General features: G+C 48.5%; 28 protein-coding genes. 5 read left to right on the top strand and 23 right to left on the bottom strand.

Annotated features, from left to right (window positions below; genetic code table 11):
- Positions 1–26: 26 nt before the first annotated feature.
- The 4 genes from F4Y39_23015 to F4Y39_23030 all read left to right on the top strand — a co-directional run bounded on the left by F4Y39_23015 (position 27) and on the right by F4Y39_23030 (position 4,868).
- Positions 27–743, top strand: a complete 717-nt coding sequence (locus tag F4Y39_23015) for a hypothetical protein (protein ID MYC16612.1) — start codon at positions 27–29, stop codon at positions 741–743.
- Positions 744–875: 132 nt separating this feature from the next.
- A complete protein-coding gene (locus F4Y39_23020; GenBank protein ID MYC16613.1) occupies positions 876–2,009 on the top strand; it encodes a hypothetical protein in 1,134 nt (377 codons plus the stop codon).
- A 48-nt stretch (positions 2,010–2,057) separates the two neighbouring features.
- Positions 2,058–2,534, top strand: a complete 477-nt coding sequence (locus F4Y39_23025) for a TlpA family protein disulfide reductase (GenBank protein MYC16614.1) — start codon at positions 2,058–2,060, stop codon at positions 2,532–2,534.
- 39 nt (positions 2,535–2,573) lie between these two features.
- Complete coding sequence (locus F4Y39_23030; protein MYC16615.1) at positions 2,574–4,868, top strand: GWxTD domain-containing protein; 2,295 nt, start codon at positions 2,574–2,576, stop codon at positions 4,866–4,868.
- 36 nt (positions 4,869–4,904) lie between these two features.
- Here the strand turns inward: F4Y39_23030 and F4Y39_23035 are convergent, their stop codons facing one another.
- Positions 4,905–6,071, bottom strand: coding sequence for a galactokinase (locus F4Y39_23035; protein ID MYC16616.1), 1,167 nt, complete (start codon positions 6,069–6,071; stop codon positions 4,905–4,907).
- A gap of 5 nt (positions 6,072–6,076) precedes the next feature.
- The gene (gene galT, locus F4Y39_23040) at positions 6,077–8,233 is read right to left on the bottom strand and encodes a galactose-1-phosphate uridylyltransferase (protein ID MYC16617.1); all 2,157 of its coding nucleotides are present in this window, start codon (positions 8,231–8,233) and stop codon (positions 6,077–6,079) included.
- Positions 8,234–8,529: 296 nt separating this feature from the next.
- Here galT and greA point away from each other — a divergent pair, with 296 nt between their 5' ends.
- Positions 8,530–9,003 (top strand): transcription elongation factor GreA, encoded by a 474-nt coding sequence (gene greA, locus F4Y39_23045; GenBank protein ID MYC16618.1) that lies wholly within the window; start codon positions 8,530–8,532, stop codon positions 9,001–9,003.
- A gap of 109 nt (positions 9,004–9,112) precedes the next feature.
- Here the strand turns inward: greA and F4Y39_23050 are convergent, their stop codons facing one another.
- The 21 genes from F4Y39_23050 to rpsC are packed head-to-tail and all read right to left on the bottom strand — an operon-like array spanning position 9,113 to position 19,237.
- Entirely contained in the window at positions 9,113–9,556 is a 444-nt protein-coding gene (locus F4Y39_23050) for a 50S ribosomal protein L17 (protein MYC16619.1), read from the bottom strand.
- Positions 9,557–9,567: 11 nt separating this feature from the next.
- Positions 9,568–10,584, bottom strand: coding sequence for a DNA-directed RNA polymerase subunit alpha (locus F4Y39_23055; protein ID MYC16620.1), 1,017 nt, complete (start codon positions 10,582–10,584; stop codon positions 9,568–9,570).
- A gap of 26 nt (positions 10,585–10,610) precedes the next feature.
- The gene (gene rpsD, locus F4Y39_23060; protein ID MYC16621.1) at positions 10,611–11,240 is read right to left on the bottom strand and encodes a 30S ribosomal protein S4; all 630 of its coding nucleotides are present in this window, start codon (positions 11,238–11,240) and stop codon (positions 10,611–10,613) included.
- Positions 11,241–11,263: 23 nt separating this feature from the next.
- Entirely contained in the window at positions 11,264–11,737 is a 474-nt protein-coding gene (rpsK, locus tag F4Y39_23065; protein MYC16622.1) for a 30S ribosomal protein S11, read from the bottom strand.
- Positions 11,679–12,053: a 30S ribosomal protein S13 gene (rpsM, locus tag F4Y39_23070; protein MYC16623.1), complete on the bottom strand. Its 375-nt coding sequence runs from the start codon at positions 12,051–12,053 to the stop codon at positions 11,679–11,681. The genes rpsK and rpsM overlap by 59 nt, the downstream gene beginning before the upstream one ends.
- A 21-nt stretch (positions 12,054–12,074) precedes the next feature.
- Positions 12,075–12,191: a 50S ribosomal protein L36 gene (rpmJ, locus tag F4Y39_23075; GenBank protein ID MYC16624.1), complete on the bottom strand. Its 117-nt coding sequence runs from the start codon at positions 12,189–12,191 to the stop codon at positions 12,075–12,077.
- 27 nt (positions 12,192–12,218) lie between these two features.
- Entirely contained in the window at positions 12,219–13,559 is a 1,341-nt protein-coding gene (gene secY, locus F4Y39_23080; GenBank protein MYC16625.1) for a preprotein translocase subunit SecY, read from the bottom strand.
- Between the two features lie 22 nt (positions 13,560–13,581).
- Positions 13,582–14,028: a 50S ribosomal protein L15 gene (locus F4Y39_23085; protein ID MYC16626.1), complete on the bottom strand. Its 447-nt coding sequence runs from the start codon at positions 14,026–14,028 to the stop codon at positions 13,582–13,584.
- 16 nt (positions 14,029–14,044) lie between these two features.
- Positions 14,045–14,233, bottom strand: coding sequence for a 50S ribosomal protein L30 (rpmD, locus tag F4Y39_23090; protein MYC16627.1), 189 nt, complete (start codon positions 14,231–14,233; stop codon positions 14,045–14,047).
- A 2-nt stretch (positions 14,234–14,235) separates the two neighbouring features.
- Positions 14,236–14,751, bottom strand: coding sequence for a 30S ribosomal protein S5 (locus tag F4Y39_23095; GenBank protein MYC16628.1), 516 nt, complete (start codon positions 14,749–14,751; stop codon positions 14,236–14,238).
- 16 nt (positions 14,752–14,767) lie between these two features.
- Positions 14,768–15,142 (bottom strand): 50S ribosomal protein L18, encoded by a 375-nt coding sequence (locus F4Y39_23100; protein MYC16629.1) that lies wholly within the window; start codon positions 15,140–15,142, stop codon positions 14,768–14,770.
- A gap of 16 nt (positions 15,143–15,158) precedes the next feature.
- Positions 15,159–15,725, bottom strand: coding sequence for a 50S ribosomal protein L6 (locus F4Y39_23105; protein MYC16630.1), 567 nt, complete (start codon positions 15,723–15,725; stop codon positions 15,159–15,161).
- 20 nt (positions 15,726–15,745) lie between these two features.
- Positions 15,746–16,138, bottom strand: a complete 393-nt coding sequence (gene rpsH, locus F4Y39_23110) for a 30S ribosomal protein S8 (GenBank protein MYC16631.1) — start codon at positions 16,136–16,138, stop codon at positions 15,746–15,748.
- Between the two features lie 20 nt (positions 16,139–16,158).
- Positions 16,159–16,344: a type Z 30S ribosomal protein S14 gene (locus F4Y39_23115; protein ID MYC16632.1), complete on the bottom strand. Its 186-nt coding sequence runs from the start codon at positions 16,342–16,344 to the stop codon at positions 16,159–16,161.
- 31 nt (positions 16,345–16,375) lie between these two features.
- Positions 16,376–16,924, bottom strand: a complete 549-nt coding sequence (gene rplE, locus F4Y39_23120) for a 50S ribosomal protein L5 (GenBank protein MYC16633.1) — start codon at positions 16,922–16,924, stop codon at positions 16,376–16,378.
- 10 nt (positions 16,925–16,934) lie between these two features.
- Positions 16,935–17,255, bottom strand: coding sequence for a 50S ribosomal protein L24 (locus F4Y39_23125; GenBank protein MYC16634.1), 321 nt, complete (start codon positions 17,253–17,255; stop codon positions 16,935–16,937).
- Positions 17,256–17,275: 20 nt separating this feature from the next.
- Positions 17,276–17,644 carry a 50S ribosomal protein L14 gene (gene rplN, locus F4Y39_23130; protein MYC16635.1) on the bottom strand — a complete coding sequence of 123 codons (369 nt, stop codon included), beginning with the start codon at positions 17,642–17,644 and terminating at the stop codon, positions 17,276–17,278.
- An 11-nt stretch (positions 17,645–17,655) separates the two neighbouring features.
- Entirely contained in the window at positions 17,656–17,916 is a 261-nt protein-coding gene (gene rpsQ / locus F4Y39_23135) for a 30S ribosomal protein S17 (protein MYC16636.1), read from the bottom strand.
- A gap of 20 nt (positions 17,917–17,936) precedes the next feature.
- Positions 17,937–18,149 carry a 50S ribosomal protein L29 gene (locus tag F4Y39_23140; GenBank protein ID MYC16637.1) on the bottom strand — a complete coding sequence of 71 codons (213 nt, stop codon included), beginning with the start codon at positions 18,147–18,149 and terminating at the stop codon, positions 17,937–17,939.
- On the bottom strand, positions 18,146–18,565 hold the full coding sequence (gene rplP, locus F4Y39_23145; GenBank protein MYC16638.1) for a 50S ribosomal protein L16: 420 nt from the start codon (positions 18,563–18,565) through the stop codon (positions 18,146–18,148). Before rplP ends, F4Y39_23140 begins: the two co-directional genes overlap by 4 nt.
- A 21-nt stretch (positions 18,566–18,586) precedes the next feature.
- Positions 18,587–19,237, bottom strand: coding sequence for a 30S ribosomal protein S3 (gene rpsC, locus F4Y39_23150; GenBank protein MYC16639.1), 651 nt, complete (start codon positions 19,235–19,237; stop codon positions 18,587–18,589).
- Between the last annotated feature and the right edge of the window lie 3 nt (positions 19,238–19,240).

Consider the following 19,240-nt stretch of genomic DNA (forward strand, 5'->3'; position numbering starts at 1 on the left):
GACGCTATCATTTTTCAGTAGAATTTATGGATGAAACATCTGGTCTAATTGGCGTAGCACGCGATGAGAAGCAGTATGTCTATGACGATGAGACCTTTCATCTGAGTGATCTGTTGGTCGGCAGCGATATTCAAGTGAAGAAAGCATTGCCAGAAACCCGTGACGACCTGATCATCACACCCAATCCTGTTCGCACATTTTCACAGTCTGAATCGGTCTTTATCTATCTGGAACTGTATGATCTCCAGCGCGATGACTATGGCAATACCCAGTATGAGATCTCCTACACTATCGGCAAACCAGAGGTAGATGCGCTATCGCCCACATTATTCGCGTCTCACAGTCTGATTTCTACGATGGGTAAAACAGAGATAAATCTGGAGAGTGGACAAACAGATTATATGGCTGCTCAAGGGTTGCAGACCGGACTATCAGAGGATAGTGAGGAGGGCAGTAGCGCATTTTCCGATAGCGATATATGGGGCGAGACGAAGGTTTATACGAGCGGAGGTCAAGTCCATCACATCGCTGCTGAGGACTTGAAAATCAAGCGATCAAAAGATGGGGATTTAACGCGCACAGTAACAGCGAATTACGAAGGCAATCGAGAAGATGATTTCACGTATTTGCAGATTGATGTGAACCAGGTGCCTGAAGGAATTTATCAATTGACGGTATTGGCGAGGGACAAACAGACTGATCAGACGGATAGGAAATACGTTTATTTTCGCATCATAGAATAAATGGTCTTTCAAATAAGTTTTGTGTCTAAATCCACTGGCCTCCAGCCTACGCCGGAGTGACGAATGGCGGTTGTCATTATTCTTACTGACGCGATTGCGTGAAAAACTCAAGCAACGCAAAGGAAACACATCATGATCGACACAGCTATACTGGACCCGATTGCCATATTTCTCCTCGATACGACTATCAAGACCACCCTATTTATGGGTCTTGTTCTACTTGCCGTGTGGCTCCTGGACACGCGACAGGCAGCAAAGCGCAGTCTGCTTTTGAACTGGTGTCTTATCGGCGTGCTGGTCATTCCCATCGCATCTTTGTGTATGCCTTCAATGCGTTTTCAATTTGATTCGCCAGCACCGTTTTCAGAACCGGTAATTCCATTCGTCCAACCTGTTGCTGCGTCCGAGACCACTCTGACAAAATCCACACCTGAATTGCAGCAACAACGTGTGTATTCTGTATCAGGTGTGGTATCCCTAAATGAAGATTCTGTAGAAGGACTGGAAATCAGGGCTTTTCCAGTTGAAAGATCAAATGATCTTACTTATCCAAAAACAGACCACACAGATGCCAATAGTGTATATCGTTTAGACGATCTGGAGCCGGGGGAATATCACATTCTCGTGAGTTTACTCAAAAAAAAGGAAATAGACGGACGCGCGAAGACAATCCATTACCCCGTTCAATCTCAGACGCTGATAATCGAAGACCGCGATATAACGCGGAACTTTGACATCTCGAACGATATGTATTCTGTTTCAGGCGTGGTATCCCTGAATGACGGTTCTGTTGAAGGGTTAAAAATCATGGCCTTTTCAGCTAAAAGATCAAGCGGTCATATTTTTCCGAAAACAGACCGTACAGATACTAATGGTGCATATCGTTTGGACTACCTGGACCCGGGGGAATATCGCATTCTCATGAGCGGGCCCGAGCCCGAAGAATTGGAAATAGATGGTCACACGATGGCAATACATCACTCTGGTCAATCTCGAACAGTGGTAATCGAAGACCGCGATGTGACGCTGAATTTTGAGCCCCTCGGCGATGCGCGAATTACAGGTGTTGCAACTCACAATGGACAGCCTGTTTCAGGTGTTTATGTAAGCATCCATATTTTATCAGAGGATCCTGAGAATTTTGTCTCACTAAGCGGTACTGAAACAGATAAAGAGGGACGGTTTGGATTGCGCGATCTGCCTTCTGCGCGGATTGCCATCAGGTTTCGCAAAACTGACCACCTCGGTTCAGGTAGAAAACACTAGAGCAAAGTCGATACGATTGATCTGACGGATAAAAAAGAATTGAATTATATGGCGGAATTGGAAATGGAGGAACGCACGACATTGAGCCTGGGAGATATGGCACCCGAATTTGAGGTCAAACGGGTGGATGGATCAACATTTCGGCTCGCAGATTATCGGGGTAAAAAAGCCGTGTTGATCGATTTTTGGGCAACGTGGTGTGGCCCGTGCATCGATGAAATTCCTACAATTAAAAGAATTGCTGAAACATATCGAGATCAGGGTCTGGAAGTCGTAGGCGTGAGTTTGGATCGCGATGAGCAAACACTACGAAATTTTGTCCAAAAAGAAAAGCTGAGCTATGTGCAGGTATTTGACAAAGAAAAGGCGCGAGCAATTTCAAAATCCTACGGCGTATGGGGCATCCCATCGGCATTTCTGGTAAACCAAAATGGCGTCATCAACGCGCCGAATCTGCGCGGAGACCGCGTTGAAACTGCCGTGAAGGCATTATTGACCAATGGGCCTATTCCAGCTAAAAACTGAACCGACGAAAACTATTCACAGTATTCGCAAAAAAAGAGGATGAGAATGCGATTCACAGTTCATATTGGAATGATTGCGTTGGCCTGCCTATTTGTTTCTGGCTTATCCAGAGGTGAAACAACGATAGACACGCTGTTTCAGAACGCAATAGAGCAAGTCGGTGTGGTGAGCCATAGAGAAAGCATAAAATCTCTTGAAGAGATTATTTCCAAAGACAAAAAGTATGCACCTGCATACAACGAATTGGCCAAACTACATCTATTGGACCATAGTGTAAATAGCCGACAACGCGCAATGCGGATGGTAAAGCAGGCAATCGCAAGTGATCCCGACAATATTGAGTATCAGCTAACGCGCGGAAAGATTTTGTGGCATCAAGGCTTTCGGTCACGCGCATTCCACCAATTCAAGGACGTGACCGAAAAGCATCCCAACAATACAGATGTCCTCAACGGGCTGGGGATGTTCTGGGTATATGAGTTTCTCAGAGTAAAAGATAATGCCCAAACCCGGGATTTCAGGGGATTCGCTCAGGAAGCCAAACAAGAAGCTATTCAGGTCCTGCGAAAAAGCATCCAATTGGATGAGACCAACCAGCAACCCTATTATTTGTTGGGCATACTCTACTTTGAAGATAAATACTGGGATGCCTTTCATGCCCTGATGCAAACCCTGCGTGCGCAATATCCAGATGACAAAAATGCGCTCTTGTTCTGTGGCCTTGCCGCCTATCAGATTGGCGAATTCGATGAATCGCATGAATACTATCAACGCGCCCTTGACTTGATGAGTGTTGAAGAGCGCGAGTTACTGGACTCTATCGACCTGCTCGTGTCCGAAGAAAATCATGCATCCCGCGCGACACAGACGATTGACGCGCTCTTGAAACGCGAGATGTTTTGGAAGCGCCAGGATCCGCTCTATTTGTCAGAATTTAACGAAAGAAAGATGGCGCACTTTGGTCGTATGGCGTATGCGAATTTGCGATTCAGGCGGTTTTCTGATGATGTCGAGGGCTGGCAGACGGATATGGGGAAGACTTATATCAAATTTGGAAGATATAGAAAAAGAAAAACCTTTTTCTTTTCTGTAGGAAATGACCCGTATAGGGCATTTCATAGAATGATGGAAACATGGTATTACGAAACATTTAAGATCGAATATTGCGGGAATGGCAGTGATCGCTGGAGCTTCTGTGGTGGTTTTGAGATAGGACAACGTGGTTCTCGTTATTACCCGGGCTACTTCGACGAAGCCTCGCATCATACCTTCCGAAAAACAGCCCAACGCTTTGTCGATCCTTACCTCAATCGCAAATACACCCTCCCCTATCAGATCGCCACCTTTGAAGAACAAAACAGGATGCGCGTCGAACTCAGCTATATGATTCCCAAAAACCAATTAACAAAAAACCCAGAAACGGGCAAAGTGAGTTTTTGGGATGGCGTCTTCTTCTTTGATGAGCAGTGGAGCGATATGTATAACTATCGCAAGTTCAAGACCCTTACTTTTCCGAAGCCGCAACCAGCACAAAGCGCCGCAGCACGGCATCGCAACGATCACCTGTTAATCTCCCGCACGGTACCTGTACGCCAGAGCAGCTATCATTTTTCAATAGAATTTATGGATCAAACATCCGGTCTCATTGGTGTGGCACGCGACGAGAAACCCTTCGTATATAACCAGGAGACCTTCCACCTGAGTGATCTGCTCGTCGGCAGCGATATTCAAGCTAAGAAAGCATTGCCAGAAAGCCGCGACGACCTGCTCATCACACCCAATCCAGTCCGCACATTTTCAAAGTCTGAATCAGTGTTTATCTATCTGGAATTGTATGATCTCCAGCGCGACGATTTTGGCAGTACGCAATATGAGATCTCCTACACCATCGGCAAGCCAGAGGTAGATACGCTGTCGCCCACATTATTCGCGTCTCACAGTCTGATTTCTACGATGGGCAAAACAGAGATTGATCTACGCAGTGGACAAATAGCAGAAGCTCAGGGGTTGCAGACCGGACGGACAGAGGATGGCGAGGAGGGCAGTAGCGCATTTTCCGATAGCGATATATGGGGCGAGACGAAGGTTTATACGAGTGGCGGGCAGATCCATTACATAGCCGCTGAGGACTTGAAGATCAAAAGATCAAAAGATGGCAATTTAACTCGAACCGTGACAGCCTCTTACGAGGGCAATAGAGAAAATGATTTCACGTATTTGCAGATTGATGTGAATCAGGTGCCCGAGGGTATTTATCAATTGACGGTATTGGCGAGGGATAAGCGGACAGAGCAGACGGATAGGAAATACGTTTATTTTCGCATTGTAGAGTAAAGAGCGGATACTACTCTCGAACTTATATACTGCTCTTTACCCCACCCGCTCTGCGCCATTGACCGCTGAACAAACGTAAATCTCAGGCGTCAAACCAGTTGTCCTGGGATACCGCTCATTTATCGCATCTGTCAGGGCTGGCACAGCATCCCGGTCAACAATATTTACAGTACACCCCCCAAACCCAGCGCCAGTCATCCGTGCGCCGAGCACTCCTGGCACATTCAGGGCAATTTCCACCAGCAGATCAAGTTCATCTCCACTCACCTCGTAATCATCTCGCAAACTCTCGTGGGATGCGACCATCAACTGTCCAAATCCCGACAAATCCCCTTTCTTGAGCAATGCAACCGCCCGCTGCGTGCGTTCATTTTCCGTTATCACATGGCGGCACCGTTTCAAGACCATCTCCGACAACACACCACCGTAAACATCCAGCATCTCCATCGACACATCACGCAATGCTTGTATATCCGTCCCCATCGCCCGTGCGAGAAGCGAAACCCCACTTTCACACGCAGATCGCCGATTATTATACGCCGAATCCGTCAGCCCGCGCGTCACGCCCGAGTTGCAAATCACAATCTGCACATCATCGCCAAAAAGAGGGACAAGTTCAAACGAGAGATCGCGGCAATCGAGAAACAGCGCGTGACCTGCCCGGCCATTTGCCGAGATAAACTGATCCATGATCCCGCAATTAACACCCACAAAATGATTCTCTGCACGCTGTCCCAAAAGAGCCAGATCAGATCCACTTATTTCAATGCGGTTTAACACAACCATCCCCTTCCCCACCGCCATCTCCACAGCAGCCGAACTGCTCAGTCCGGCTCCCATAGGCACGTTGCCCACAATCGCCGCATCAAAACCACACAGCGAATGCCCGAGCTTTTGAAACTCGCGCACCACTCCCTTTGGATAATCCGCCCAATTGCCCTGTGCCTCCAATACATCATCGACCCGGAACTCAGTCACCTCTTCGTGCATTGCCGAGTAAATCCGCACCCGCGAATCAATTCTCGACCGTGCAGCAACAACCACCCAACGGTCAATCGCGGCGGGAAACACAAAGCCCTCATTGTAATCCGTGTGTTCCCCAATCAAATTGACGCGCCCCGGTGCCTGCACGACGACATCCGCTTTTCCCTCAAAAACCGATACAAAAACGTCTCGCGCCTGTGTGATAATAGGATGCACCATTGAAATTACCCCTTCTCAACTTTTCGCATCGCCCACCGGATCTCCTCTGCCGTCATATCCGGATCTGAGGGATTGATGAGATTCCCAAAAATATCTGCCCCCACCACATGCTTCCGCAAACCAGGTCCCCGCAAAAGCGACGTAATGTGAATTTGCATGTGATAACCGCGATCCACGCCATCTGTCGGAGCTTGCATCAATGCCAGAGTGTAGTGATACGGCGCGGCAAACAAACCGTCTAACCCGCCGAGAACATCGCGCAATCCCGCAGCCAGGCTGCGCCGTTCTTCCCCATCCAAATCCAACAAACTCGCAGCGTGTGCCTTCGGCACAATGATCACATCGTAGGGGAATTGTGCGGCAAACGGAACATAAGCCAACACATGAGGACGATCAATGAGAATTCGCCGTCCATCTCCGACTTCGACTCGATTGGCATCGCACACAAAACAACGCCCCGTTTTCTCGCGATGGGATTCAAACATAGCCAATTGCGGTTTCACCATCAGATCGGGAACCTCGCAATACGCATAAACCTGTCCATGCGGATGCGGTTGAGAATTGCCCATCACCGTGCCCGAATTCTCAAAAATTAGCGGATACACAATCTCTGGCACCTTCCCCAACCGGTCGTAAATCTCTGCCCATGCGTCAACCACCTGAACGAACGCGTCCAAAGACAGCGTTGACAAACGCTGGGCGTGATTGGGCGTATAGACCACCACCTCGCACACGCCCCGAGAGGTGCGCGAGAGGTAGGGTCCCAATTGCGCCTGCGTTTGATAGGCATCCAATACCAGCGTGGGAAAATCGTTCTCAAATGTCCACACACCCTTGTAATCTGGATTCACATCACCCGACGTTCGCGTATTTCCGGGGCAGAGATAGCATTCGGGATCATAAACCATATCATCTGATCCCTCCATAGACTGCGTTTCTCCGCGCCAGGGCCTGTCTGCGCGATGGGCAGCGATATTGACCCACCGATTCCAAAAAGGATTGAATCGTTCTTCCTGCACAACTCGATAGCCGCATGGATGGAGCCTATGCCAGTGCCAGGCGGACTCCAGCAACTCGTGCAGCGTTTCTCTCGCAGCCCACCCCATATCGCGCTGAATGCGACTCACATCGGCAATAAGCGTTGCGGGATCGCCACTTCGCCGCGGTCCAATCGCTTCGGGAATCTCATGACCGGTTACTTCGCGTGCAGCCTCCAAAATCTCCCGCACACTCACGCCCTGCCCCCTGCCGAGATTGTACGTCGCAGAACGACCCCCTGCCAACAACATATCCAGGCTCTTAATATGTGCATCGGCCAATTCCACCACAGAAATATAATCTCGTACAGCCGTGCCATCGGGGGTTGCATAATCATCTCCAAATACAGTTATCTTCTCGCGCTGCCCCAAAGCCACTTGCAAAACAATGGGGATCAAATGCGTCTCGGGATCGTGATCTTCACCAATCAACCGCGAAGGATCGGCACCTGCGGCATTAAAATAGCGGAGAACAACATATCTTCCACCAGCCTCTCGCTCGGCATAGAGCAGCATGCGTTCATCCATCATTTTAGTAACGCCATAAACATTCGTGGGAATTTTTAGCAGAGCAATATCTTCTTCGGAGAGTTTGAAAGCGATGTGTTTTTTATACCACCCCAAAAGTGTCTCAAAATCCACCGCAGCGGGCATTAACTGGCTTTTCTCAAAGCCGCCATCAGTGATCCAGTTCTGCTGATAATTTTCCTTCAGCGGAATGTGTTCTGCGCGGGGTTCGCCATACGTCGCCGCCGTAGATGATTTCACAATGGGAACGCCCTTGCCCACATCCAACAAATTCTGAAAAGCAATCACATTATTCTCAAAATACCTGTACGGCTCATCCTGGGATTCTCCCACCAGCGTCCTGGCGGCAAAATCGATAATGCCACAAAAATTGTGTCTCTCAAAAACAGAGACCAGAGCACGACTATCGAGCAAATTGACATGCTCGAAACAAAATTGCTCTGGCCCATACACCCTTTCAAACAAGGTGACAACTTCCCGATGTCCTGTTGACAGGTCATCCAGCACCACAACCCGGCGATGATCTTCCAACAGACGCCGAACCGCGTGACTGCCAACATATCCCGCTCCCCCCGTCACCAAAACAGCATCCATCATGCCTGCTCCTCTACAGAATGGTGTACAACGGGCTGTTTTCCAAGCCCCTTCATCTGAGAAAACATCACTTTGTACAATTCAATATACACATTGAACAAGCAGAGATTGAACTATTTTCAAAACGCAATATATACCTCGCATTTGTTTTGAACTTGACATCTCGCCATAAAGGTCTTATTTTTTTACATATAGACAACATACAGCTTTTTAGCGTATTATGCCGTGTGTCAAAAAAGTCTATCTCGAAACCCGACAGTGGATTCCGAGATAGATTTTTCATTTCATGGGATATTATTATGAATCGCGTTTATCTGACCAAAAATGGGTATGAGAAAATTCGAACTGAGTTGATCCGTCTGCAAACCAAAGAGCGGCCAATTGTCATTGCAGCGATTAAAAAAGCGCGCGAGTTTGGCGACCTGAGCGAAAACGCCGAATACCATGCAGCCAAAGAGCGGCAGGCATTTCTCGAAAAGAAAATTGCCGAATTGCAAGAAAAACTCACGAACTCAGAAATTATCGACGAAAGCCAAATCCCCAAAGACAAAGCCTATCTGGGCGCAACGGTCAAATTGCAAGATAAAAAAAATGGCAGAGAAATGCAGTACACACTGGTCACCGTGGATGAAGCTGATTTTGACCAGAATAAAATATCGACAGCATCTCCCATTGGCAAAGCTCTGTTGGGCAAACGCGTTGGCGAGGTCGTCGATGTTCAAGTGCCCGTCGGCATACTCACTTATGAGATTCTCGATATCTCAAGAGACTGAATTTTTCATACAAACCAAAAGGTGACATTGTCAATGTCGCCTTTTTTATAAATAAAAAAGGGCAAATCGACATCTGTCGGTTTGCCCTTTAAACAATGCATAGACAAGGTCAAGCGTCTTTCTTTTCCTCTACAACTTCCTCTTCTTCAGCAGAAGCGTCAGACTCGGTTTCCTCAACATCGGATTCGGTTATTGCGTCATCGGACACCAGCTCAATCAAACACAATTCACTGCTATCACCTCGCCTGGGACCCAGCTTGAGAATACGCGTATATCCGCCACCTCGGTCGGCAAATGAGGGACCAATTTCTTCAAATAACTTTGTGAGCACCACCTTATTCTGAATACGCCGCAAAACTTGACGCCGCGCGTGCAAGTCGCCACGCTTGGCAAAAGAGATCAATCGTTCGGCGACACTGCGCAATTCTTTCGCCTTTGGCAGTGTAGTACGCACCTTGCCGTTGTCAAATAGAGACGTGGCCATATTGTTGAGCATGGCTTTTTTGTGGCTCGCCGTGCGACCCAGCTTTCTGCCCCTTTTCCCGTGCCTCATTGGTTTCCTCGTTAAAAATCGTCGTCCAAAATCGAGATGTGGTCAGATTTGGAAGCGACATCTTGATATTTGCTTACATCAATGCCAAATGCGATACCCAAATTTTCGAGAATAGCTGTCAATTCATTGAGCGATTTGCGGCCAAAATTGCGGAATTTGAGCATTTCGTTTTCCGTTTTTTGAACGAGATCTTCAAGTGTTATAATATTGGCAGCCTTTAAGCAATTTGCCGACCGCACCGACAATTCCAACTCATCTACAGGCATCTTGAGCAGTGTTGCAATGCGGCGCGTTTCCTCATCGACAACTTCTTCCAATTCTTCTTCTGGCTCTTCTTCAAAATTGATAAACAACTCGAGATGATTTTTCAATATTCTCGCAGCATGAGCCACCGCATCGTCGGGTCGCACAACGCTGTTTGTCCAAACAGCCAGTGAAAGTTTATCGTAATCGGTCTGCTGCCCTACGCGCGCATTATCGATTTCATAATGCACTTTTCGGATTGGGGAAAAAGCAGCATCCAACACAATGGTCCCCATGGGCTGGTCTGCCTGCTTGTTTGCTTCTGCCAGCACATAGCCTCGGCCTTTCCCAACGGTGACTTCCATGTCGAGCACACCGTCTTTGTCGAGTGTTGCAATATGTAAATCGGGATTCATGACTTCGACATCGGCATCGACTTGCAAATCGCCAGCCTTGAGTTCTCCCGGACCCTCTTTTTTTACATATAGCAATTTGTCTGCATCTGTATGCATGCGCAGGCAAATTTCCTTGAGATTTAGAACGACTTCCGTCACATCTTCCACGACGCCCTCAATCACGGTAAACTCGTGCTGAATTCCTTCAATTTTCACGGCCTTAACAGCAGCCCCCTCAATGGAAGAAAGCAAGACACGGCGCAGTGCATTCCCAATCGTAGCACCAAACCCGCGCTCAAGAGGCTGAACACTAAACAGGCCGTAATCATCACTCAGGCTTTCTTCATCGATCTGTACAAATCGAGGCATTTGAAAATTTTTCGCGTTCATAAACAAAAGCTCCCGGTGCGCGTCCATTACTTGGAGTAAAGCTCAACAATGAGCTGCTCTTCAACAGGCGTTGGTATATCATCTCGCTTTGGATATTCTACAAGCGTACCGCTCAAATTCACTTTATCTACCGAAAGCCAAGACGATTGACCAGCATCACCAGTGCGCGTGAGTGCATCGTGAATGAGTTGCATCTGGCGACTTTTTTCTCGTACCTGCACAGTATCTCCCGGCGAAACCTGAAATGAAGGAATATCTACGGTTCGTCCATTGACAGCGATGTGGCGATGTCTCACGAGTTGTCGCGCTGATTTTCGAGATGGTGCAAAACCCAAGCGATATATCATGTTGTCCAGACGACATTCGAGCATCTGCAAAAGCAACTCACCCGTCACACCCTTTCTACGAGCGGCTTTTGAATAATACGTGCGAAACTGATTTTCCAGTACGCCGTAGATACGCTTTGTTTTTTGTTTTTCACGAAGCTGAAGTGCGTATTCCGACGGCTTTCGACGCATATTTTGTCCATGCATGCCGGGCGCATAACTTCGTCGGTCAAATGAACATTTGTCCATGTGACATCGCGCACCTTTGAGAAACAACTTCATGCCTTCTCGGCGACACAATTTACAACTTGGGCCAGTGTATCTCGCCATTCAATATCTCCCTGTTTTCTGTGTTAAACGCGGCGGCGCTTAGGAGGACGGCACCCATTGTGTGGAATTGGGGTAACATCTTTGATCGCTGAAATTTCCAATCCAGCTCCCTGCAGCGACCGCACGGCGGCTTCTCGCCCAACGCCAGGTCCTTTGACCCAGACTTCCACCCGGCGCAAACCCATTGCCATGGCTTCTCGCGCCGCATCAGTGGCAGCCAACTGAGCAGCATAAGGCGTACTTTTTCTCGACCCTTTAAACCCGACTTTCCCCGTTGATGACCAGGAAATAACTCTACCTTCACGGTCACTTAGAGTGACAATAGTATTGTTAAAACTGGCATTGACATGTGCGACGCCATGGGCTTCAACGCGTCTATTCCGTCGTCTTCCTCTTCTGACCGCCAAACGACTCCTCCTTTGATTGTCCTGCGTCCATCTATACGGTTCGTCTGCGACTGCCAATACCGGGTTTCTTTCCCTTGCGCGTCCTGGCATTGGTGCGCGTCCGCTGCCCTCTCACCGGCAAACCGCGACGCCATCGCAAACCTCGATAGCATCCAATATCCATCAATCGCTTGATGTTCATTGCAACTTCGCTTCGCAGGTTTCCTTCAACCTTGTACTCGCCTTCGACAACTGAGCGCAATTTGGTGACTTCCTCGTCAGTCAAAGCATCTACGCGCGTATCAGGCGAAATCTGCGTCTGTGTCAAAATTTTTTGTGAAGTGCTCAAACCAATACCCAAAATATATGTCAACGCAACTTCCACGCGCTTTTCTCTTGGAATATCTACACCTGCAATTCGGGCCATGCGATTGCGTCTCCTATAAGGTTATCCTTGTCGCTGTTTGTGTCGCGGGTTGACTTTGCAAATCACGCGCACGACACCGCGGCGGCGAATGATCTTGCAGTGATTGCAACGACGGCGAACTGATGATTGAACTTTCATAAATAAATCTCCAGCATTCTGAGTAGATCAAGCTCGGCGTCCTCGAATGCGGCCTTTTTTCATAAACCCATCGTAGTGACGCATCAGCAAATGCGATTCAACCTGCTGTAAAGTGTCGAGTGCCACACCGACCATAATCAACAAACCCGTACCGCCAAACACTTGTTCGAGACCAGGATGAACCCCCATAGAATTGATAATAAAGTATGGGCCAACGGCTATTGCAGCTAAGAAAATCGCACCTGGCATGTTGATTCGCGTAAGCACCCGATCGATAAAGTCCGACGTGCGTTTGCCCGGTCTGACGCCGGGAATAAATCCGCCTTGCCGTTTCATATTATCCGCTAGATCAATCGGATTAAACACAATGGCGGTATAAAAATAAGCAAAGAAAATGACCAGCAAGGAGTAAATTGACCAGTAAGGCAATGACACCCAGGACATACTCGGCGTAAAAGCAGCCGCGAGATTTTGCATAAATACATTATTAGGGGCAAAGCCAGCCATTGTCGCAGGTAAAAACATAATGGCCTGAGCAAAAATAATAGGCATCACGCCAGAAGTATTGACTTTGAGCGGTATATGTGTGCTTTGCCCACCATATACCCGTCGTCCAACGACGCGTTTGGCGTATTGTACCGGAATTCTACGCGTGCCCTGTGTGATGAGCACAACCAGAGCAGTTAAGGCAACAACGATTACTAAAACAGCTATTTCGATCAAAATTGCTTTGTCATTGGTCACAAAATCGCGATATTCCTGCCGCACGACAAAGGGCAATGCCGCAATAATGCCAATAAAAATGAGTAGCGACATTCCGTTGCCAATACCGTGTGCGTCAATTTGTTCCCCCAACCACATAATCAACACGGTTCCGGCAGTAATTGTCAATACAGTCAACAGTCGGAAGCCCCACCCGGGATAGAGGACGACCGAAAGTCCAGTCGCTGGCGACTGAAGGCTCTCCAGGAAAAAACTCACCCCCAAGGATTGCGCCGCAGCCAGTGCAACTGTGCCATACCGCGTATATTGTATAATCTTTTTTCGCCCCGCTTCCCCTTCTTTTTGCAACTTTTGAAGAGATGGCACGACAGCACCCATCAATTGAAAAATAATGGACGCGCTGATATAAGGCATAATACCCAGTGCAAATACCGTCGCACGGGTAAATGCCCCACCTACAAACATGTCGTAGAGACCAAAGATCGTTTGGCTGGTGCCTGCAAAAAATTCTCCCAGGGCAACCCGATCTATTCCGGGTATGGGAATCTGCCCTCCCAGGCGATAAATCGCCAGAATACCCAGCGTAAATAACACCTTATATCGCAGTTCCGGAATTTTAAAAACGCTCTTGACGCTCTCGAGCAACACCGCCTCCTCTCAGCCGAGCTCAGTCGGTTTTGGCCTCAACATCTCCGCCAGCTGCAAGAACTTTTTTTTCTGCCGCAGCTGATATTGCCTGAACCCGAATCTGCAATGGTACAGAAATTTCGCCTCGCCCCAAAATTTTCACAGGGCGTTTTGTAGAGGCAATCAAACCCGCATCTTTGAGCACTTCGGGGGTAATCTCACCCGAAAACTCCCTACTTGCCAAATCGTCGAGGTTTACGACCTGATAGGTCACCCGAAAAGGATTGTTAAACCCAACTTTCGGCAAGCGCCGGTGCAGGGGTGTTTGTCCCCCTTCAAACCCAACTTTGCGTTTGGATCCCGAACGCGCCCGCTGCCCTTTGTGCCCTTTACCCGCAGTCTTGCCTGTTCCAGAGCCAGGGCCAATGCCCAAACGTTTCTTTTTAGAAGTTGCCCCCTGAGGCGGAGAGAGATTCCCAAGTTTCATTATCGCATCCCGTGTTTCAAGTTTCTTCAACTTTGACCAGATGTGCAACAGTCGCCAGCATGCCGCGCAATTGGGGAGAATCAGCGTGTTCTACAGTATGCCGAATGCGGCGAATTCCCAACGCATCCAGCGTCTGTTGTTGTTTTTTTTGCCGCTTAATTGCACTGCGAATTTGTGTAACCCGCAGTGTTTTTTGATCGCCCATCACTACCCCCGTACAGAAACCAATTCGGATTCTTCTACGCCTCGCAATAGTGCAAACATTCTCGCATCTTTCAACCGCGTTAATCCTTCCATCGCGGCTTTAACAGCATTCTGAGGATTTTGAGATCCCAATGACTTCGTCAGCACATTTTGAACGCCAGCCAGTTCCAAAACCGCACGCACACCGCCTCCTGCAATAATACCCGTACCGGGCGCAGCGGGTTTGAGCAAAACGCGAGAAGCACCAAACCGTCCAATAATCTCGTGGGGCAATGTTCCATCAACGACTGGCACGCGCACCAGATTTTTATTTGCATCGTCGGCAGCTTTGCGAATGGCTTCAGAGACTTCGCCCGCTTTCCCCATTCCAATCCCAACAATACCTTTTTTGTCACCAATTACACAAAGCGCATTAAAAGCAAAACGTCGTCCACCTTTGCGAACGTGAGATACCCGTTTGATGCTATTGTTGATAACGATTTCCGTCAGATCTAAACCCGTGGCTTCAATTTTGCTCAAAATCGGCTCCTTAACATTAAAAATTCAACCCGCCTTCGCGTGCTCCTTCAGCCAATGCTTTGACACGACCGTGATAGAGATAACCTGCGCGATCAAAAACGACCTGTGAGATACCAGCTTCCTGCGCTCGCACGGCCAATGCTTTCCCCACTTCACGGCTTTTATGGCATTTGCCTTCAATAGTTCGCAACTGATCTTTGAGCTGCGGAGCATTTGAGGATATACCCATTAGAGAGCGTCCATTCACATCATCAATCAATTGCGCCTGAATGTGTTTTAGACTCCTGAAAATCGTCAGACGCGGGCGATCAGCCGTTCCCAAAAGCCTCTTTCTAATGCGCATTTGACGACGCCTGCGCATCCTGGTCTTTTTAATTTGCTTGTCTGCCATTGAACAACCTCAAAATTTAAGCTACTGCTGCCTTGCCGGCCTTGCGCCGTACGTATTCGCCGCTATATCGGATACCTTTCCCCTTATAGGGTTCGGGAGGCCGAATATTTCGGATGTTCGCCGCTGTGCGTCCCACGAGTTCTTTATCGGCTCCACTAATCTTAACCAGCGCCTGGGAATTCTCGATCTCAGAGGGAGGCGCATCGACACTAAATTCAATTCCCTGAGGGGCTTCAACCGTTACCGGGTGACTGAACCCCACGTTGATATCCAAATTTTTTCCTTTCATATCTGCGCGATATCCCACTCCAACAACGACCAGGTACTTCTCAAAACCAGCCGTTACGCCCTGAACAGCATTTGCCAATAAAGCACGCGTGAGGCCCCAAATAGATTTGTGATGCCGGTCTTCGGGATCTTCCACGGTGACAGAAAGGGATTCACCCTCTTGCACGACCTGTGTGAGCGGATGTAAAGGTACCTGTAAAGTCCCTTTAGGGCCTTTTATTTCCGCCTGTGTGGCCCCAATTTGCACATTGACGCCCCCTGGAACGTCAATCGGCTGTTGACCTATTCTCGACACAATATACTCCTTCCAGACCTCTACCAGACGCTACAAACAACTTCGCCGCCAACACCTTCTCGACGCGCAGTCCGATCTGTCAAAATACCTTTTGATGTCGATAAAATAGCGACACCCAATCCATTGAGTATTCGAGGAATTTCGTCTTTACCCACATATTTTCTCAGACCGGGGCGACTTTCGCGCTTCAACCCTTGAATCGCGCTTTCCTCGTCGGGACTGTATTTAAGATAAAGGCGCAAATACCCCTGTCGGTTGTCATCGATATACGCATAATTGTGAACAAAGCCGCTTTCTTTTAAGATGCGGGCAATCTCGCGCTTCATCTTGGAACTCGGAATATCCACCTTGCGATGTCCGGCGCGACATGCATTTCGCACGCGCGTCAACATATCGGCAATCGGATCCGTCATCATGTGGGCTTCTCCCTCAATTACCAACTGGCCTTTGTCACGCCGGGAATCTCACCAGCGAGGGCCAACTCGCGAAAACATATACGGCAAATACCAAATTTGCGCAAATAACCGCGTGGCCTACCGCATCTGTGACACCGATTATAACGGCGGACTGCAAATTTCTGTTTGCGCTTTGCTTTGGCAATCATAGATTTTTTAGCCATATTGGACCTGACCTCGTGTTAATTCTTTTATTTAATCTTGATTTTGAAACGGCATGCCCATTTCGTTGAGCAGTTCAAAAGCCTCTTCATCCGTAGAGGCCGTAGTGACCAGGGTTACATCGAGGCCGCGAATTTTGTCGATTTGATCATAGTCAATCTCAGGAAAAATAATTTGTTCCTGAATACCGATCGTATAGTTGCCCCGACCATCAAATGAGCGCATTGAAAGGCCGCGAAAGTCGCGAATACGCGGCACAGAAAAATTGAAAAAACGATCGAGAAATTCGTACATACGAGACCTGCGAAGCGTGACAGCACAGCCAATGGGTACACCCTGTCGCAGCTTAAAATTTGAAACGGCTTTTCGCGCCCTGCGAATTGAGGGCCGCTGTCCAGCAATGCGGGTCAAGTCTTCAACAGCATTTTCAATGACTTTGGCATTGAGAACAGCTTCACCAACACCCATATTTAAGACAACCTTTTCCAATTTGGGCACCTGCATGCGATTTTTATACCCAAATTTTTGGATGAGCACCGATACAACTTCGTTCTCATAGTATTCTTGTAATCGCGTTACCATGTCGTCCTCGTTATTCAACTTCGGGAATTTGCTCACCACTTTTTTGAGCAATCCGCACACGCGACCCATCTTCGAGGCGCTGAATGCGAATCCTTGTCCGCTCATCGGTTTGCGAATCGACGATCATGAGATTGGACACATGCAAGGGCGCTTCCTTTTCCACGATGCCGCCTTGCTGATTATTGGGATTGGGTCGCGTGTGGCGCTTGACGTTATTGATCCCTTCCACCAGCACGCGTTTTTTCCTGGGCCACACATGCAAAACGCGCCCACGTTGACCCGTATAAACCCCGCTTATCACCTCAACTTGATCACCCTTGCGAATCCTCATCTCAACACACTTACCTTTCTTTATATCACTTCGGGCGCCAAAGATACAATGCGCATAAATCGCCTCTCGCGCAACTCGCGGGCGACGGGTCCAAATATGCGCGTCCCTCGAGGTTCGCCTTCCGCGCTGATCAAAACAGCGGCATTGTCATCAAATCGAATATAGGACCCATCTGCCCTTCGCGTCTCTTTCTTTGTACGGACGATCACGGCACGCGCAACCTCACCGCGCTTTACACCACTGTTGGGCTGTGCATCTTTAACTGAAACCACAACAGTATCACCGAGTTTGGCATACTTGCGCTTCGTGCCTCCTAAAATGCGAAAACACATCACCTTTCGGGCACCTGTGTTATCCGCACAATTTAATACCGAATATTCCTGGACCATGTTCTCTCCGCCTAATGCGCCTTTTTTATAATTTCTACCAACCGCCAGCGCTTGGTCTTGCTCAAAGGCCGCGTTTCCACAACCATCACCTCATCGCCGGCTCTGGCTTCATTATTCTCATCGTGCGCTGCCAATTTTGAACGTCTTTGCATAACTTTTCCATAAAGGGGGTGTGGCACCTGTCGCCGTACCTCAACGACTATTGTTTTATTAGACTTGTCGCTGACCACCAGCCCTACACGTGTTTTGCGGTGCCTGCGAGTTTCCACCATACACCGATTCTCCTTAAAAATTACGCATTGGGTAGTTCTCGAATGCCTAACTCGTGTTCGCGCAACACGGTTTTAAGCCGAGCGAGATCCTTGCAGGCATCTCGAAATGCAATTGGATTATCGAGCTGGCGCGTAGCCAACTGAATGCGGAGATTCACGAGTTCATCCTCTTGTTCAGCAATTCTTTCCCTTACATCGTTTGCTGTTAGATCTCGAATTTCACTCGGTTTCATTCGTCGTGTCCCCCGCGTTCAACAAAACGGACTTTAATGGGCAATTTCCGACTGGCCAATCTGATTGCGCGTTGCGCGCTTTCGCGTGGCACGCCCTCAATTTCAAACAGGATCCGCCCGGGTTTGATGACTGCCACCCAGTATTCGGGATTGCCTTTGCCTTTGCCCATACGGGTTTCTGCTGGCTTAACCGTAAGGGGTTTATCTGGAAAAACGCGAATCCAAACTTTCCCACCGCGCCCCAAAGACTTATTAATCGCCACGCGGGCAGCTTCAATCTGTCTGTTGGTAATCCATCCCGGTTCAATGGCCTGCAAACCGTATTCGCCAAAAGAAATATTGGCTCCTCGATAGGCCATACCTTTGCGACGCCCCCTCTGCTGCTTTCTCCATTTAACCCGTTTTGGCATTAACATAATAGCCACTCCTATCCCGACTTACGTCGGCAGATGGACGTCCTGACCCATTTTTTCTCCGTGACAGATCCAGACTTTTACCCCTACAGTACCCGAGGTCGTATAAGCAGTAGATCTGGCATAGTCTATATCAGCGCGAAGCGTGTGGAGTGGAACGCGTCCTGCAGGCTCTGATTTTTCAACGCGAGACATTTCCGCCCCACCAAGGCGCCCTCCACACACGACTTTAATCCCTTCAGCCCCCATGCGCACCGCTGATGCAACGGCTTTTTTCATTGCACGGCGAAATGAGACGCGCTGCTCGAGTTGTCGGGAGATATTATCGGCGACGAGTTGGGCGTTGAGTTCTGGTCGCTTAATTTCATTGATGTTAATATAAATTTCTTTGCCTGTCAGGTGCTTTAATTCATCCCGCAATTTATCGACCTCTGCGCCTTTGCGTCCAATTACAATGCCAGGACGAGCGGTGTGAATCGAAATTGTCACCCGCTTAGGGGCACGTTCAATGTCTATTTGTGCAACGCTTGCCCGCTGCAGACGGCTGGTAATATATCGCCTGAGCATGAGATCTTCTTGAAGCAGGCTGGCAAAATCGCGATTGGCAAACCAGCGGGAACGCCAGTCTTTGACAATTCCCAACCTCACTCCGATTGGATGCGTTTTCTGGCCCAAAGT

The sequence above is a fragment of the Gemmatimonadota bacterium genome, assembly GCA_009838845.1.
Taxonomy (GTDB): domain Bacteria; phylum Latescibacterota; class UBA2968; order UBA2968; family UBA2968; genus VXRD01.